The organism is Akkermansia muciniphila (genome assembly GCF_030848305.1).
GTDB classification, from domain to species: Bacteria; Verrucomicrobiota; Verrucomicrobiia; order Verrucomicrobiales; family Akkermansiaceae; genus Akkermansia; species Akkermansia muciniphila_A.
In genome coordinates this window covers 2,236,758-2,252,235 of the sequence record NZ_CP114598.1, presented here as the reverse complement: position 1 = coordinate 2,252,235, position 15,478 = coordinate 2,236,758, and the positions used below count along the sequence as shown (strand labels likewise).

The 15,478-nt window shown below is 57.2% G+C and carries 13 protein-coding genes and 1 other RNA gene; 6 read left to right on the top strand and 8 right to left on the bottom strand.

Annotated elements, in window-relative coordinates; all coding sequences use genetic code 11:
- Window positions 1–33: 33 nt before the first annotated feature.
- Both murA and rnpB read right to left on the bottom strand, forming a co-directional pair.
- A complete protein-coding gene (murA, locus tag O4G22_RS09840; RefSeq protein WP_094137063.1) occupies window positions 34–1,311 on the bottom strand; it encodes a UDP-N-acetylglucosamine 1-carboxyvinyltransferase in 1,278 nt (425 codons plus the stop codon).
- Window positions 1,312–1,451: 140 nt separating this feature from the next.
- Window positions 1,452–1,871: RNase P RNA component class A (rnpB, locus tag O4G22_RS09835), an RNA gene on the bottom strand.
- A 357-nt stretch (window positions 1,872–2,228) separates the two neighbouring features.
- Between rnpB and aroA the strand changes: the two genes are divergently transcribed.
- Entirely contained in the window at window positions 2,229–3,536 is a 1,308-nt protein-coding gene (aroA, locus tag O4G22_RS09830; protein ID WP_306701672.1) for a 3-phosphoshikimate 1-carboxyvinyltransferase, read from the top strand.
- Window positions 3,537–3,620: 84 nt separating this feature from the next.
- Here the strand turns inward: aroA and O4G22_RS09825 are convergent, their stop codons facing one another.
- The gene (locus O4G22_RS09825; protein ID WP_094137065.1) at window positions 3,621–3,974 is read right to left on the bottom strand and encodes a YkgJ family cysteine cluster protein; all 354 of its coding nucleotides are present in this window, start codon (window positions 3,972–3,974) and stop codon (window positions 3,621–3,623) included.
- Window positions 3,975–4,811, bottom strand: a complete 837-nt coding sequence (locus tag O4G22_RS09820) for a hypothetical protein (protein ID WP_143245698.1) — start codon at window positions 4,809–4,811, stop codon at window positions 3,975–3,977.
- A 127-nt stretch (window positions 4,812–4,938) separates the two neighbouring features.
- Here O4G22_RS09820 and O4G22_RS09815 point away from each other — a divergent pair, with 127 nt between their 5' ends.
- Window positions 4,939–5,763: a hypothetical protein gene (locus tag O4G22_RS09815; protein ID WP_297546407.1), complete on the top strand. Its 825-nt coding sequence runs from the start codon at window positions 4,939–4,941 to the stop codon at window positions 5,761–5,763.
- Between the two features lie 189 nt (window positions 5,764–5,952).
- Here the strand turns inward: O4G22_RS09815 and O4G22_RS09810 are convergent, their stop codons facing one another.
- Window positions 5,953–6,789: an undecaprenyl-diphosphate phosphatase gene (locus O4G22_RS09810; RefSeq protein WP_297546409.1), complete on the bottom strand. Its 837-nt coding sequence runs from the start codon at window positions 6,787–6,789 to the stop codon at window positions 5,953–5,955.
- 24 nt (window positions 6,790–6,813) lie between these two features.
- Window positions 6,814–7,962 (bottom strand): twin-arginine translocase subunit TatC, encoded by a 1,149-nt coding sequence (tatC, locus tag O4G22_RS09805; protein WP_306701671.1) that lies wholly within the window; start codon window positions 7,960–7,962, stop codon window positions 6,814–6,816.
- Window positions 7,963–8,113: 151 nt separating this feature from the next.
- Here tatC and gltX point away from each other — a divergent pair, with 151 nt between their 5' ends.
- The 4 genes from gltX to queC all read left to right on the top strand — a co-directional run bounded on the left by gltX (window position 8,114) and on the right by queC (window position 13,209).
- Window positions 8,114–9,415 carry a glutamate--tRNA ligase gene (gltX, locus tag O4G22_RS09800; RefSeq protein WP_306701670.1) on the top strand — a complete coding sequence of 434 codons (1,302 nt, stop codon included), beginning with the start codon at window positions 8,114–8,116 and terminating at the stop codon, window positions 9,413–9,415.
- 219 nt (window positions 9,416–9,634) lie between these two features.
- Window positions 9,635–12,091, top strand: a complete 2,457-nt coding sequence (locus tag O4G22_RS09795; protein WP_306713879.1) for a mechanosensitive ion channel domain-containing protein — start codon at window positions 9,635–9,637, stop codon at window positions 12,089–12,091.
- 27 nt (window positions 12,092–12,118) lie between these two features.
- Window positions 12,119–12,529, top strand: a complete 411-nt coding sequence (queF, locus tag O4G22_RS09790) for a preQ(1) synthase (RefSeq protein ID WP_290488690.1) — start codon at window positions 12,119–12,121, stop codon at window positions 12,527–12,529.
- A gap of 8 nt (window positions 12,530–12,537) precedes the next feature.
- Window positions 12,538–13,209 carry a 7-cyano-7-deazaguanine synthase QueC gene (gene queC / locus O4G22_RS09785; protein ID WP_306701668.1) on the top strand — a complete coding sequence of 224 codons (672 nt, stop codon included), beginning with the start codon at window positions 12,538–12,540 and terminating at the stop codon, window positions 13,207–13,209.
- A 63-nt stretch (window positions 13,210–13,272) separates the two neighbouring features.
- Here the strand turns inward: queC and tmk are convergent, their stop codons facing one another.
- Both tmk and O4G22_RS09775 read right to left on the bottom strand, forming a co-directional pair.
- Window positions 13,273–13,893: a dTMP kinase gene (gene tmk / locus O4G22_RS09780; RefSeq protein ID WP_297406338.1), complete on the bottom strand. Its 621-nt coding sequence runs from the start codon at window positions 13,891–13,893 to the stop codon at window positions 13,273–13,275.
- The gene (locus O4G22_RS09775; protein ID WP_306701667.1) at window positions 13,890–15,260 is read right to left on the bottom strand and encodes an MBL fold metallo-hydrolase; all 1,371 of its coding nucleotides are present in this window, start codon (window positions 15,258–15,260) and stop codon (window positions 13,890–13,892) included. The genes tmk and O4G22_RS09775 overlap by 4 nt, the downstream gene beginning before the upstream one ends.
- Window positions 15,261–15,478 lie beyond the last annotated feature (218 nt).

Genomic DNA, 15,478 nt, shown 5'->3' with positions numbered 1-15,478 from the left:
TGGTGTGATGAAAAATCCGGACTTAAAACAGCGTTAATTGTCATCATCCGGCAATCTTTCCACAGCGGCGCCGATTGCCAGGAGTTTTTCATCAATCATTTCATAGCCCCGGTCAATATGATACAGGCGGTGGATCTCCGTGGTGCCTTCCGCCTTCAGGGCTGCCAGCACCAGGGCGGCGGAAGCCCGCAGGTCGGAGGCCATGACGGGGGCGCCGCTGAGCGTTTCCACCCCGGAGATGACGGCAGTGCCGTTGTCCACCTTGATGTCCGCCCCCATGCGCTTGAGTTCGGAGCAGTGCATGAAACGCTGCGGGAAAATGGTGTCCTTCACCACGGAAATGCCCGGCGTCGTGGCGAAGAGAGCCGTCATCTGAGCCTGCATGTCCGTGGGGTAGCCGGGATACGGGGCTGTCTTGATTTCTCCGCATTTGGGAGTTTTCCCGGCAATGATGGTGACCGTATCCCCCCGTTCGTTGAATTCCACGTGGTGGCCGCATTTCCGGAGCAAATCCGTCACCACGGTCATATGTTCCTCGCAGACGCGCCGCAGGGTCACGCCATCTCCCATCATGGCCGCCGCCACCATAAAGGTGCCGGCCTCAATGCGGTCCGGGATAACGGTATGGTTGCAGCCGCGGAGCTTTTCCACTCCCTCAATGACGATCCGGCGCGTTCCCGCACCCTGAATATTGGCGCCCATCTTAATCAGGAAGTTCGCCAGATCCACCACTTCCGGCTCGGAGGCGGCGGATTCAATAACGGTGGTGCCTTTCGCCAATACGGCGGCCATCATTAAATTGTCCGTTCCCAGAACGGTGGGGCCGTGGTCTCCGCGCAAATCCACCGTAGCTCCTTTCAATCCCCCGGGAGCTTCAATAATCAGGTTGCCGCGTTCAATCTGCACCTGCGCTCCCAATGCCTGGATGGCCCTGATATGCAAATCCACAGGACGGTCGCCAATCACACAGCCGCCCGGCAGGGGAATCACGCACCGCTGCATGCGGGCCATCAAAGGCCCCATCAGGCAGATGGAGGCGCGCATCTTGCGCACCTGTTCATAAGCGGCTTCGGAATGCAGGTTCCTGGCCTCCACGCGCACATTGCCGCTGGACCGCTCCACGGAGGCTCCCAGCTGGCCCATGATCTGCACCATGAAATTGGTATCGGAAACATCCGGCACACGGCGCACCACTACAGGCTCATCCGTCAGCAGGGATGCGGCCAAAATAGGCAGGGAAGCATTTTTGGAACCGCTGATATTGACGGCTCCCCTAAGCGTAAAACCTCCATGTACGACAAGCTTCTCCATAGTGGGTGGCAATTAAGTGACGGATTCTACACATTTGACACGCCCATGCAACCCCAAAGAGACCCCGGAACGGGACAATTTCCAAGTAGTTCTCTTCCCCGGAAAAGAGAGGACGAAAACAGCACGATAAATAAAACAGGAGCCGACCAGGTTCTGTAAGCCAGATTTTGTCCGCCGGCCAGAGCCGGCTGTGCGGTCATTTTTCTCACGCGGACTGCGGTCAGGCGTTCCGCGCGCCCGTTCGTTTTCACGAAACGGATGCGACTAATACCCGGGGATCCGGCGGGCAGGCGACCCTTCCCCTGTTTGTCTTGCATCGCGCGGGGTTTACCATGCCTCCTTGGTCGCCCTCGGAGCGGTGAGCTCTTACCTCCCCTTTTCACCCTTGCCCGGCACGGGGGAGAACCCCATCCGGGCGGTTTGTTTTCTGTGGCACTTTCCGTCCGGGAACCCTTGGGAGATTCCCGTCTCCCGCTTTCACGGGACACGCTGCCTTGTGATGTCCGGACTTTCCTCTACTCCGGTCTGAAGATCGGAACAGCGACCACCCGAACCTGATCGGCAGGGACTACATACGCTTTCATCGGCTTGCGGTAAAGCCCAAAGCGAGCATGGCGAACATTTTGTTTCTTTCTTCCTTCTTCAAGCCAACAGGCGCCCTCTTTCCTGAACAAGGTAAAGCGGCCACAGGACTGCTCCCGTGGCCGCTCCAACTTACTACCTATGAAAACCAGCTTGATCCATTGATCCTGAAAAGCTCTCTCCTTCTTTTCAGGGGGATGCAGCCGATAACGCACATGAATATACGCCACCGTTCCGGAAAATCAACTCCATTCTGGGAAGCCCCCTGATGCGGCCATCCGCCTCGTAATTGGCTTGATTCGGCAGCCGATACAGGGTAGTTCTTCCGGACGCTCATGAACCTTCATTCCCATTCCATTCCCTCCCTGCAAGGGGTACTGACCGTACCCGGAGACAAAAGCATTTCCCACCGCGCCGCCATTCTGGGTGGCCTGGCGAAAGGAGTGACGGAAGTGGATAATTTCCTATGCAGTGAAGATTGCCTGAATACCCTGCGCGCCATGGAGCAGCTGGGCGCCCAAGTGGATGTGCTGGAAAAACGGCAGGGATATGGCCCAGTACGCTTCCGGATAACGGGCGTCGCCATGAGCCCCAAGGCCCCTGAACGGCCCATTGACTGCGGCAATTCCGGCACGGGCATGAGACTGCTGGCCGGGATGCTGGCCGCCTGCCCTTTTGATTCGGAAATGTTTGGGGACGCCTCCCTGTGTTCCCGCCCCATGGGCCGCATCATGCAGCCGCTGGAACAAATGGGTGCGAGGATTGAGTCCAGGGGGACCAAACCGGGCTGTGCGCCGCTGAGCATTCACGGCGGGCGGGTGCACCCGATTTCCTACACGCTTCCCATGGCAAGCGCCCAGGTAAAAAGCGCCATTCTACTGGCGGGCATGTTTGCGGACGGCGCCACCACCGTGCGCCAGCCGGCCGTTACCCGCGACCACACGGAACGCCTGTTCCGTCATTTCGGCATTCCCTGCACCGTGGACGGCCTGACCGTCGGAACCTGCGGGCCGGCTCTCCCCGTCGCCCATGATTTGACAGTCCCGGCAGATATTTCCTCCGCAGCTTTCTGGATGGTGGCCGCCGCCGGCCGGCCAGGCTCCCGCCTGACGTTGCGCCAGGTGGGGCTGAACAAGACGCGGAACGCCGTCATCAGCGCGCTGCAAAGGATGGGCGCACGAATGGACATTGTGACCACTTCTCCGGCAGATGCCGGCGAACCGTACGGAGATATTACCGTGTATGGCTCGGATTCCCTGCACGGCACCAGCCTCCTCCCGGAAGAAATCCCCAATCTCATTGACGAGATACCCATCCTGGCCGTAGCGGGAGCCCTGGGCCGGGGAGACTTCATCGTCCGAAACGCCCGCGAATTGCGCGTCAAGGAAACGGACCGCATCGCCACCACGGCAGCCAATCTCCGGCTCATGGGCGTGGATGTGGAAGAATTTGACGACGGTATGGTTGTTCACGGCGGCACCCCACTGAAAGGAACGGAATTATCCAGTTATGGGGACCACCGCATCGCCATGAGTTTCCTGGTGGCCGGGCTCAGCGCACAGGGAGAAACCGTGGTGACGGATACGGAATGCATCAATACGTCCTATCCCGGTTTTGAACGGGATCTGGCTCAGTTCCTGTAAAAAACGCAACATTCCAGCCGGATTTTACCCTGTTCATGGAGTAATGCCGGAACAGGAAAAGAATCTTGAGGCATTCCGGCAGCGTTATACTTTCCCTTCCTCCCCCACTTCTCTGGCGCGGCATAAATCCCGCCAGCCGGGAAAATTCCATTTGTTGGGAAAATCCCGGCACTGGCGGGGTTTAACGGGATTGATCCGGCAGCCGTCTTTCGTCAGCATCATGCAGGCTCCGTCCTCCGCGTCCCTGATGGACAATCCGCGCCGGTTGGCTCTCAACCGGCAGCATGTGTCAATAAAAACCTGTTCGTCCATGTGCAGGAAACGGGAAATCTCGCGGATTTCATCCGCTTCAATGCACACATCCCCGGCCCAGCGGCAGCATGCGCCGCATCTGGTGCATTCATACCGCACCGCTTTTCCTCCGTCCTCCATACGCATTTAAGTGAAAATTCCGCTGATGACGCCTATGTTCATATGGGCATCCCTCCATCGCGGGCTATTGACGGCATGTTCAAAATCCTGCGGCAATTTCCCGATGGAACCGGGAGCCTGCTCCAGCCCCGCCAGAATCTGCCTGATTCTGGAACGCGCGATGAGCGTAGGCTGATTGGTCCACTGGAAAACCTCGCTGTCAATGATATAGCCTTCATCAATCCTGGTAATGTACTGGGGAAAGCGAAGATGCGGGTTCTGCTCCACATAAACGCAACGGCCTATCGAACGCTTGGAGCGGAAAGGATGGAAAAAGCGCCGGATGCTTTTAATCCAGTCAGGCGCTTCCGACAAACCTTCCGCATGCACCCACATGGTAGCCAGCTGCTCCACGGGATAAAAATAGGAATATGTATAGGCGGCCTTGTAACGCGTGCAACCGCGCCATGCATGGCGCAGGCGCACCATATCCGCCTGGCCGGAAATCAGCAGCTCCAAGGCCCGTTTCAACTGCTTTTCCAGATTTTCCCCGCGCAGATGCTCCCAGATCATGCAATCATCCTCCGCCAGCAGCACGTAATCCGTATCAAGAGCGTTGACCGCCGTATGGAGAGCCCCTATAAAACCGCCTTCCACCGGAGAGGCCACCGCGGAAAGTCCATGGGAAAGGGCCGTCTCCCGCACCTTGGCGGCGCTTTCCGGAAAAACGGCGCAAGCTTTGTCAAAATAGCCAAGCAGCCCGGACCTGCCGTAGGAAGCCAGAGTCATGGCCAGCGTATAAGGGGCGTTATCACACAGCAGGGCCAGGCCGACTGTTTTATCTTGAAAGAGAATTCCCATCACGTAGAGCGTTTTTGCAGTCTAAGACAACAGGAAGCACGTTTCCAAGCAAAATAATTTTAAACAAATGTACTTTTTCCTTGCCGCTTTTCAGGCGAAGGGAAAATATAATTCACCCCGTTTCGTCATCATGAAAGCATACGTTATCTTAAAAAACTCACTGCTGGCGGCCGCTATCGGCTGTGCTTTGTCCAGCTGCTACGATCCTTATTATGACCATTTCAGCGTGTCAGGCTCCTACAGCAGCGGCGGTTCCAGCGTATCGTACATGTATGACAGCTCCGGCTATCCTATTTACGGATATTATGGAGGAAGGCCCATCTATGCCTATGACACGTTCGGAAGCCCCATTTACTCCATCAACCTGATTCGTCCGAATTATTATATCCCCACGTGGGGGCCGGCTCCTTATTACCGCGGGCATTATGTCCGTCCCCACCATTGCCGGCCCATGGCAAGACCGCCGATGAAACCCCAGTTCAGGCCCGACCACTTCCGTCCGGGAAACAACAGGCCGGCCCCACACCCCGTACGGCCCAATCAACGGCCGAACGTCGGAAAACCCGGCAATTCTCATCGGCCTCCGATACACCATACGGGAATCAACCAGCCCGGACGGCCTTCGCGCCCTTCCGCCAATCATCCTTCCCGTCCCGGCGGCTCGAATCGCCCCGGCATCAGCCGCCCGGAAGTCAATCATCCCTCCAGACCGGATTTCGGACGTCCCAGCCGACCTTCCTCCCCGCCGGCTTCAAGGCCTTCCTCCCACAATCCGGGACATTCCGGCGTCAACCGTCCCGGCAGGCCCTCTTCCGTTTCCAGGCCTTCTTCCCCGCCCCATTCCGTCAACGCACCTGGCAGGCCGTCCTCCCGCCCTTCATCTGCGCCATCCCGTCCGTCTCCTTCTCCTAAACCTTCCAATCCCGGGCATTCCCACGGAACGCACAGAAGATAAGCTTTTCTGAACTGCCATTCATTGCAGGGCTGTGTTGCTCCGGGGATGCAAGACAGCCCTGCGTCATGGTTTTGTCCAGACAGCGGTCATCCTTCTCCGGGATTGTCCCAGACCCGTTTCCTGTTGCGGGGGGAGGCGCCTTGCCTGGGAAGAAGCGTTTTCCGGCATTCAAGCGCCGGAAAATGTTTTTCAATGCACCAGCCCCATAGACAGAAGGACCAGGGTCACAATGCCAATGGCGATACGGTACCAGCCGAATATGGCAAAACTGTGCCTTTGCAAATAGGATACCATCCATTTTACAGCCAGCCATGCGGAAAGCCAGCTGACCGCCGTTCCCACGGCCAAAGCTTCCCAGCCGAAGGATTCAAGCATCAGCGCACCGTCCTTATACGCATCATGGACCGTGGCTGCGCCCAGGGTTATCAATCCCAGCAAAAAGCTGAACTCCACGGCCGCCTCCACGCTCAACCCCACGAACATGCCTCCCAGCATGGTCATCAGGCTCCGGCTGGTGCCGGGGATCATGGCCACGCACTGGAGCGCGCCCACCGTCAGCGCTTTGGCCGGCGTCAGGCTTTCAATGGAGGCGCCGGAGTTCCCTTCATTGGAACGGCCCTCCCTGGCGCGCCAGGCGCAATACGCCAGAATAACGCCTCCCCCTACGATCCATGAATAAGCCACCGTGTACGTATTGAACAGATACTCCTTGATCAGGGAGGCGCAGCACAGGCCCACCACGGCGGCCGGAAGAAAGGCCAGAATAATGTTGACCAGCAGTTTCAGCCCGGCGGGGTTCTTGCCGCGCACGCCCTGCGCCATGGTTTTTACCCGGGGAAAATACAGGCTCAGCACCGCCAGGATGGCTCCCCCCTGGATGCAGACGGCCAGGGCGTCCAGGGCTTCCTTGCTCTGAGACATGTTCAACAGGGATTCCGTCAGGAGCAGATGCCCCGTGGAGCTGACCGGCAAGTATTCGGTCAGGCCTTCCACAATACCCAGAATAATAATTTCCAGAAGATTCATAATGTTGATGCGTGTTGGATGTAGTTACTGGTTGTAGGGAGAATTGTTGTTGTTGAAATCTTCTTCAAACCGGGCGATTTCCTCCCGGGTGCGCGCGGCCTCCTTGCGTTCATGCATCCAGGCGAGAATGATGCATATTTCATACAGCGCATACATGGGAACGGCCATCAGCATCATGGTGGCCACGTCCGGCGTAGGAGTGATGATCGCAGCCAGGATAGCGATAGCCACAATGGCATAGCGTCTCGTGGACTTCATCATGTCATAGGTCAGCACTCCCAGCTTGACGAAGGGCATCACCACCACAGGCAGTTCAAAAGCCAGGCCGAACATCAAAATCATCTGCGTGGCAAAGGACAGATAATAACCGATGCGCCATTCATTGGAAATGCCGAATTCCAGGGAATAAGTGTAGAAAAACGTCAGTACCCGCGGAAGTACAATGAAATAACAAAACAGCGTCCCGGCCAGGAACAGGCCGAAACCGACAGCCATGCACTTATACAACAGGTGGCGTTCATGTTCCAGCAATCCCGGAATGATGAATTGAAGCAGGAAGTACAGCAGAAGGGGGAAAGAAATCACCACCCCGGCATACAGGGAAAGCTTGATGGTCAGCATGAATGCCTCCCCTGGCTGGAACGCGCTCATCATCTTGAGGGCCCCCCGCCCCGTTCCGTCCGCCAGAACGGCTCCTTGGGCATACAGGGCTTCCGCCAGATCCCGCACGGACGCGGAAGGACTTCCTTCCCTGATGAAAATCTGTTTCCTGTCCTCCGGCAGCGGCTGCGCGCCGCGAAGCACCAAGGCCGCCTCCGTCAAATCTGCCTGGGACGGGGAAACCTGGCGGAGAAACAATTCCCGCTGGGAAGCTCCCAGGCCCGTCATGGCCGTTGCCATTTCCTTGGCCTTGCCCCAGGCCTCCAGGCCAATCCCTGCCGGAAGATGGGATTCCTCAAACATATCCCACACCTGGTTGACGGGGCGTCTCAGGATATCCATCAGATTGGACGCAAACCCGGCACACAGAATCGTGCTGACGGTCAGGCACAGCGCCATCCTCAGCAGCATGGTCCGCAGGTCGTCCAGATGCTCCAGAAAGGGTTTTTCCTCATCTTCCCTCTTAATCTGCCACTTCTCCCGCAGACGGAATATGTGTTTTAAAAAGAACACGGCGTTAAATGAAGCCTAAAAACCCTCTCCAGGCAAGCCGCAAGGCCGACAACGTCCTAAAAAATCCACTGCCTCCGCACCCCCGTTTTTTGGCATGCACCCCCTGTATCTGCTTGACGCGGGCAGACAGGCCCTTACTCTCTTACCCATCATGAGTCACGTCAGAACAAGATTCGCACCTTCCCCCACGGGCTACCTTCACATTGGGGGCGCCCGCACCGCCCTGTTCAACTGGCTGTTCGCCCGCAAGATGGGGGGGACCTTCATCCTCCGCATTGAAGATACGGACAACGCCCGCAACACGGAGGAGGCTACCCGCGCAATCTTCACCGGGATGGAATGGCTGGGGCTGGACTGGGATGAGGGCCCCATGAAAGGCGGCGATTGCGGCCCCTATTTCCAAAGCCAGCGCAACGACATTTACGACGCCTACTTCAAGAAGCTTCAGGACGCCGGCCGCGTGTACGAAGATGGCGGAGCCTGGCGTTTCCGCTTTGACCGCTCCAAACCCGTCACTTTCCATGACCTGATTTGCGGAGACATCACCATCGACTACCGGGACGCTTCCAACACGCCGGACATGGCTATCCGCCGTGCGGACGGTTCCTACATCTTCCACTTTGTCAACGTGGTGGACGATATTGAGATGAAAATGACCCACGTCATCCGCGGGGAAGACCACATCATGAACACGCCCAAGCACATCCAGCTGTTTGAGGCTTTCGGCGTCACCCCCCCGGTTTTCGCCCACATGCCGCTGATTTTGAACCAGGACGGCTCCAAAATGTCCAAGCGCGACGTGGGCGCCGCCCTGGGAACTTACCCGGAAGAAGGCTTTCTGCCGGAAGGCGTCATGAACTTCCTGGCCCTGCTGGGCTGGTCCCCCAAGGACGATACGGAAATCTTCTCCCCGCAGGAGCTGATCGAACGCTTCTCTCTGGAAGCCGTCAACCACTCAGCAGCCAAATTTGACATCACCAAATGCCGCTGGGTCAACCAGCAACATATCATCGCCCTGCCTGCGGAAGAATTCGCTCTCCGGGCACGGCCTTTCTGTCTGAAATCCGGTTTGCCGGATTCCCCGATTCTGGACGCCGCCATCGCCACCGTGCAAACGAAAGTGCAGACCCTGGCAGAAGTTCCGGACAAAATCCGCTTCTTTTTTGACCTGGACATGGATCCGGAAGCTGTCTCCAAGGTTCAGCCGGAAGCGCTGGAACTGCTTTCCAAACTGGCGGACAGGCTGGAACAGGAACCGGAATGGGACGGGCATGAACTCATCGGCGTGCTGAAAGCCTTTGCCAAGGAAAACGGCGTCAAAATGGGAGCCGTGATGTTCCCTGCCCGGGTGGCTCTCACCGGGTTAAGCGGTGGCCCGGATCTTTCCTCCGTCTTTTCCCTGCTGGGCCGGGAGGAAACCATAAAGAGAATCCGCTCCTTTTCTCTGAACTGATTCCCGCAGGAATCAGCTTTCTCTTCAAACGCTCCGGAGGATTTCCGGAGCGTTTCCTGTTTACAAAGGGGCATTCCCCGGAAATTCGGAAAATGCCCCGCCCTTTCCATACGGCTTGCTCTGAAAAAACGGGCTTCTCCTTGTGAAGCTCCCCTCCGTCAGCAGGAGAATATATAACCTTGACCGTAATGCCCGCAGCCCCTAGAACAGGGACCATTCATGAGCATCCCTGATTACCGGATCTTTTTCCGCCTCTGCGCCGCCTTTTTTCTGGCGGGGTTTCTGGCCTCAGGTTCTGTGTCCGCACAGCAGGCGGAACCTCCTTCCGCCGCCCCGGAACAGGTGGAGGAAGCCAGGACGGAACAGCCCCAGGCGCAGCCGGACCAATCGGAAATGGATGCGGTTATCATGGCCCTGTGCCATGAAATCACCATCCTGAAAAAGAATGAGGAAAAAAGGATGGCCGTCCGGGAAGTGCTCGTGAAGAACGCGGACGCCACCTACAATTATTTTGACACCAGGGTATATGAAATGTCCGCCGTGCTTTACGCCCTGGACGATCAAAAAATCTTTACGCTGGCTTTTTACTGCAAGGCAGCCACCAGGCTGGTGGAAATGTATTACGCCCAAAAACCGGACTTCCAGGAACAGGAGGAGCGGCTAGGCAAGGAAATAGAACGCATTAAAAAACTGGCGGAATCCCTGGAGGAAGTCGACACGGCCAACCTGTCGGAACCATCCCTGGTGCAAAGGGACGAAGCTCTGTATGCCTGCCAGGAACTGGAAAAATCCCTTCAGGAAGAAAAGGAGCAGTTCATTTACCTTAAGGAACTTTTCAATAATCTGAACAGGAAGATAGACACGCTGAACTATGAAAGCGCCCAAATGTTCACCTCCCTGTTCAACAGGATATTTTACACCCCGTCCCATGCGGCCAGGTATATCTTTCTCAAGCCGCTCAAGACGTATGAAATATGCATGAGCGTATGGGAAACATCCGCGGACAGCAAGCTCCAGCTTCCATCAGACTCGGAAACGCTCAAACACTACGGCCTTATCCTGCTGGGCATCATCCTGTGCTCCTACTGCCTTGCCCGCTTCATTGTCTTCCTGGGCTTCAAAAAAACGCTGAAAAAGACGGGCAACTACAACAAGCGTCATGCGTTCACCAACGTCACCACCATTCTTATCGTGGCGCTGATCCTCGTCATTGCCTCACTGCGCACGCCGAACTACCTGCTGGAGAGCGCGGCTTCCCTGGGCGCGGAATTCCTTCTGCTGGTCAGCGCCATCCTGTTCTCCCTGGTCACGCGCCTCCCCTACGGAACCATTAACTCCGGCATCCGCATCTACATGCCCTACCTTCTTCTGGGCGGATTCTTCATGCTTCTGCGCATGTTCATGGCCCCCAACATTATCGTGGATATTTCCATGCCCATCCTGTTCACGCTGGTTTCCCTCTTCTCCCTGCTGACCTGGGTGCGGCAGCGGCACAAGCTGCCCCGGCTGGACCGTTTCTTCTCCACCGTATCTTTGGTGTTTACTATCCTGGGCAGCGTTCTGTGCTGGACTGGATTCAGTTTCATGGCCTTTCTGGTCCTGATGACCTGGATTATGCTGATGACCAGCATCCTGTTGCTGGTGGGCCTGTGGGATCTGCTCCACCACTATGAAAAACGCCGGAAGGAACGGAACAAGCGGGTCATCCTGTGGTTCCGCCCTTTCGTCTCCAAGCTGGCGCTTCCCTGCCTGACCATCTTCCTCATCCTGTTCAGCCTCATCTGGCCCGCCGCCACCTTCGACATGGGGGACCTCATCATCAATAAAATTTTCGCCGCCACGGAAATCAAGGATCTGTTCACTTTCAGCTGGAGCAGCGTCATCACGGTCATCCTGATTGCCATTGTTCTCAACTACCTGATATTCCTGGGGAAAAATACGCTGCACGAAGTCTATGGAGAAGATTATGAAGTAGGCATCATCCCCACCTTCGTGACGCTCTCCTCCCTTTTTCTCTGGGGGCTCTTCGTTTTTACGGCGCTCATCATCATGAACGCCAATTACAACGGGCTGCTGATGGTCATGGGAGGCTTGAGCATGGGCATCGGCTTTGCCCTGAAAGACACCATTGAGAATATCATCTGCGGCCTCTCCCTGATGCTGGGGCGCCTGCGCCAGGGCGACATGATTGAATGCGACGGCTACCGGGGCCGCGTCTCCTCCCTGGGCTACCGCTCCACCATGATCGAGACGCTGGACGGCTCTATCATCGCCTTCCAGAACTCCCAGCTCTTTAACAAGAACTTCCGCAACATGACCCGCAACCATAAATTCGAATGCGTGAAGGTGGAAGTGGGCATTTCCTATGGAACGGACGTGGAAAGGGCGCGTAAAATCATTCTGGAAACGCTGTCTTCCCTGCCCTTCCTTTCCAAGGTCAAAAAAACCAGCGTGGTGCTGGACAATTTCGGAGACAGTGCCGTCAATCTGGGCGTATGGGTATGGGTTCCCGTCATGACAAAATCCTCCAGTCTTTCCTCCGTGCGGGAACACATCTATAATGCGTTCAACGAACACGGCATTTCCATCCCGTTCCCTCAACAGGACCTGTACGTGAAAGAATTCCCCGGCGAAGAACCCGTCCTGGAAAAAGGCGCCCCCGTCCAGGGGGCCTGAACCATCCATTACCATACTACAACAACCATGTCCGACGACCATCTGACTCTATTAGGCTCTCAAAGCTCCTTCTTCACCAGCCCTGACGACGCCAGGCTGGAATCCTTCCCCAACCGCGGCACGCGTCCCTACACCATCACGCTGGACACCCATGAATTTTCCTCCCTCTGCCCCGTTACCGGGCAACCGGATTCCTGCCGCCTGACGATCACCTACGTTCCCGCGGAAAAATGCGTGGAAACCAAATCCCTCAAATACTATCTGGCCTCCTACCGCAACTACCCGGCTTTCAACGAACAAATCGTCAACCGCATCACGGATGATCTGGTGGCCGCCATTTCCCCGCGGTGGCTGAAGGTGGAAGGACGTTTCTCCCCCCGCGGCGGCATCCAGCTGACCGCAACAGCCGAACACAATCCGGAAAACCGCCCTCTTTAATCCAGACCATGGACAAGATGGAAACAGCCGTACTGCTCAGCGGGGGACTGGACTCCAGCGTAGCCCTGCACTGGGCGCACAGGAACCACCGCGTCCGGGTGGCCCTCAGCTTTGACTATGCCTCCAACCACGCGGAACGGGAACTGGAATGCGCTGCCTGGCAGGCCGCCAGCCTGGGCATAGAGCACCGCGTGATTGACATCTCCTCCATCTCCTCCCATTTGAAATCCGCCCTCCTCTCCGGCGCGGACGATATTCCGGACGGTTCCTATGATGAAGAACTGATGAAACAGACCGTCGTCCCCTTCCGCAACGGCATCTTCCTGTCCATCGCCGCCGGAGTTGCGGAAAGCTGCGGAGCGCAGCAGCTCGTCATTGCGGCCCATTCCGGTGACCATAGCATCTATCCGGACTGCCGGGAGGAATTCATGGCCGCCATGACGCAGGCCATTCGCCTGGGAACCTACGCCGGCCTGGGCATCCTGCGCCCTTTCATCCACATGTCCAAGGGCGGCATCGCTGCCATGGGCCAGGATTTGGGCGTGGACTTTTCCCGCACCTACTCCTGCTACAAGGGCGGAGCCGTCCACTGCGGCGTCTGTTCCACCTGCATGGAACGCCGGGAAGCCTTCAGGGAAGCCGGGATTCCGGATCCAACGGCTTATGCGCCTGCGAAATAGCAGTTAAATGCCGGTAATGACCCGCCAAGGGAAAATCCCCGGCATCCGGCCGGAGGGATGCGCCTATGCTTCAATGACATCGGGAAAACGCGCGGAAAGAGACCTCCGCACTCTTGCCGCCACTTCTTCCTCTCCGGCGTCCGCTTCTACGCGGAGCATCCAGGGAGCATGGACGGAAGCAAACACGCTGCGGCAGGCCGCCAGACCCTCTTCCGTCTCAAAAGCGTCGCGTTCCCCGCGGTTTCCGATGCGTTCCAATGCCACGGAAACGGGAATATCCAGCCAGACCACGGCATCCGGCACCGGGGCAAACTCTTCATTGGCGGCGCGGATGGCCTGCGGGTCTATGCCGCGCGCGCCCTGGTAAGCCATCATGGAAAGATAGTAGCGATCCAGCAGAACCCATGCCCCCCGCGCCAATGCGGGAGCAATCAGCGTCTTTACATGTTCCCTCCTGTCTTTCAGGAACAGGGCCACTTCCTCCTCTGCGGAAAGGCGTCCGGTCACGGCGGAATCCCGGAGCATCCGGCCCCACCGGCCGCGCGTGGGCTCAAAACTCTGCACCACTTCCAGCCCCTTCCCCTCCAGATACTTCCGCAAGTGGCCGATGTGGGTGGACTTGCCCGTGCCGTCAATGCCTTCAAAGACGACCAGCCTCCCCTTTCTTTCTCCTGTAAAACTCATGGCTCAAAAGTGTAGCGGCGCCCCGGCTCAGGAACGACGATAGTAGAATCCGGCATTTTGGCGGATAACGTATGGCGCATCCACTCCACGGCATCCGGGTCCCCGTGCACCAGAACCACCTGCCTGGGATTCAGCTTCACGGCATAATTGACCAAGGCATCCCGGGTGGCATGCCCGGAAAAATCAAAACAGTCCACGGTGCACTTGCGGCGCACCGGCTGCCCCTTGGGCCGCATTTTCACCAGTTCCCCTTCAGGCGTTGCCTTCAACAGGCCCGCGGGAGAATCAGGATCCGCATATCCTACGAACAAAATAGCATTCTTCTCCTGGGGAAGAACCTGTTCTGCCATAACGTTGGAAAGCGTGTTTTCCGTCATCATGCCGCTGGACACCACGTAAATATTCCCCGGGGAACACACCAGCGGAGCTTTTCCCTTGCGCGGAAGGGGCACGGTCTGAATCTCATCCTTCAGTTTAAATTCATGGTCATGCCTGCGCGTTGACCCGGCAAAACGGTCGTACAACAGGGAAACTTTCGCGCTCAGACCGCCGAAATACACGGGAGTATTGGCGGGAATCACCCCCATTTGCTTGAAACGGTGGATATTGAACAGCATCTCCTGGCTCTTGCCGATGGCGAATACCGGAATCAGTACGGCGCCGCCGCGCTCCAGCGTCTCCGCAATCGCTTTCCCGAACCTCACCATCTCTTCCGGCCTGGAATAGTGGGCGCTGCGCTGGAAACCGCCGCGCGTGCACTCCATCACCAGCGTATCTACGCCGGATTCCGGAAAATCAGCCCCGGGAATCATGCTCTGGTCCTCAAACTGCACGTCCCCCGTGTAAAATACGGTATGGCCGCTCTCGCTCTCCAGCATCACGCCGGCAGACCCCAGGATGTGCCCGGCATCATAAAACGTGGCCAGCACGTTCTGACGAAAGCCCACGCGGAACACTTCGTTGCAGGATTTGGCATTCCAGGCGTCGCTCAATCTGTCCAGATCGTTATGGGTGAAAAAAGGATACTCCACAATGCCCAGGTCCAGCCTCTTGGCGCTCATCACATTCACGGAATTGTGCAGCATCACTTCAGACAGGGCTGCCGCAGCGGGCGTCATGAACACCTCCGCCGCAGGCTGTTTCTCCTGAAGCACGGGCAGCGTCCCCAGATGGTCCAGGTGGGAATGGCTTAAAAAAACGGCTTCCACGGAATTAGGTTCCAGGGAATCAAAGTCCGGCATGGCCGCCTTCCCCTCCTTCTTGGGGTGCATCCCGCTGTCAAGCACGATCCTGGTGCCGTCCATCTCAAGCAAATAGCAATTGGCCCCAATTTCCTCGGCTCCGCTGATATTGGTGAAACTGATCATTATATGCCGCAGGAGAGTACCCCGTGCCTCCCGCCGTGTCAATGCCGCAAGCCCGGGCATTCCTCTTCCGGGAAAGGAACGCGGGCAGATGGGGAAGACGCTATCTTCTACCCTGCGGAACGTTGTCGCGGCTGGTGGGAACAGACTCGGAAAACGGCAGGGACAAGACAAATGTTCCGGTTTCTTCCGCGTTTCCCGGCGCCTGTCCTCTTCCCTTC

Excerpts from the sequence above, each read along its gene's own strand:
- murA (WP_094137063.1), bottom strand. The coding sequence starts at position 1,311 with ATGGAGAAGCTTGTCGTACATGGAGGTTTTACGCTTAGGGGAGCCGTC.
- aroA (WP_306701672.1), top strand. The coding sequence starts at position 2,229 with ATGAACCTTCATTCCCATTCCATTCCCTCCCTGCAAGGGGTACTGACC.
- O4G22_RS09825 (WP_094137065.1), bottom strand. The coding sequence starts at position 3,974 with ATGCGTATGGAGGACGGAGGAAAAGCGGTGCGGTATGAATGCACCAGA.
- O4G22_RS09815 (WP_297546407.1), top strand. The coding sequence starts at position 4,939 with ATGAAAGCATACGTTATCTTAAAAAACTCACTGCTGGCGGCCGCTATC.
- O4G22_RS09810 (WP_297546409.1), bottom strand. The coding sequence starts at position 6,789 with ATGAATCTTCTGGAAATTATTATTCTGGGTATTGTGGAAGGCCTGACC.
- gltX (WP_306701670.1), top strand. The coding sequence starts at position 8,114 with ATGAGTCACGTCAGAACAAGATTCGCACCTTCCCCCACGGGCTACCTT.
- O4G22_RS09795 (WP_306713879.1), top strand. The coding sequence starts at position 9,635 with ATGAGCATCCCTGATTACCGGATCTTTTTCCGCCTCTGCGCCGCCTTT.
- queF (WP_290488690.1), top strand. The coding sequence starts at position 12,119 with ATGTCCGACGACCATCTGACTCTATTAGGCTCTCAAAGCTCCTTCTTC.
- queC (WP_306701668.1), top strand. The coding sequence starts at position 12,538 with ATGGACAAGATGGAAACAGCCGTACTGCTCAGCGGGGGACTGGACTCC.
- tmk (WP_297406338.1), bottom strand. The coding sequence starts at position 13,893 with ATGAGTTTTACAGGAGAAAGAAAGGGGAGGCTGGTCGTCTTTGAAGGC.
- O4G22_RS09775 (WP_306701667.1), bottom strand. The coding sequence starts at position 15,260 with ATGATCAGTTTCACCAATATCAGCGGAGCCGAGGAAATTGGGGCCAAT.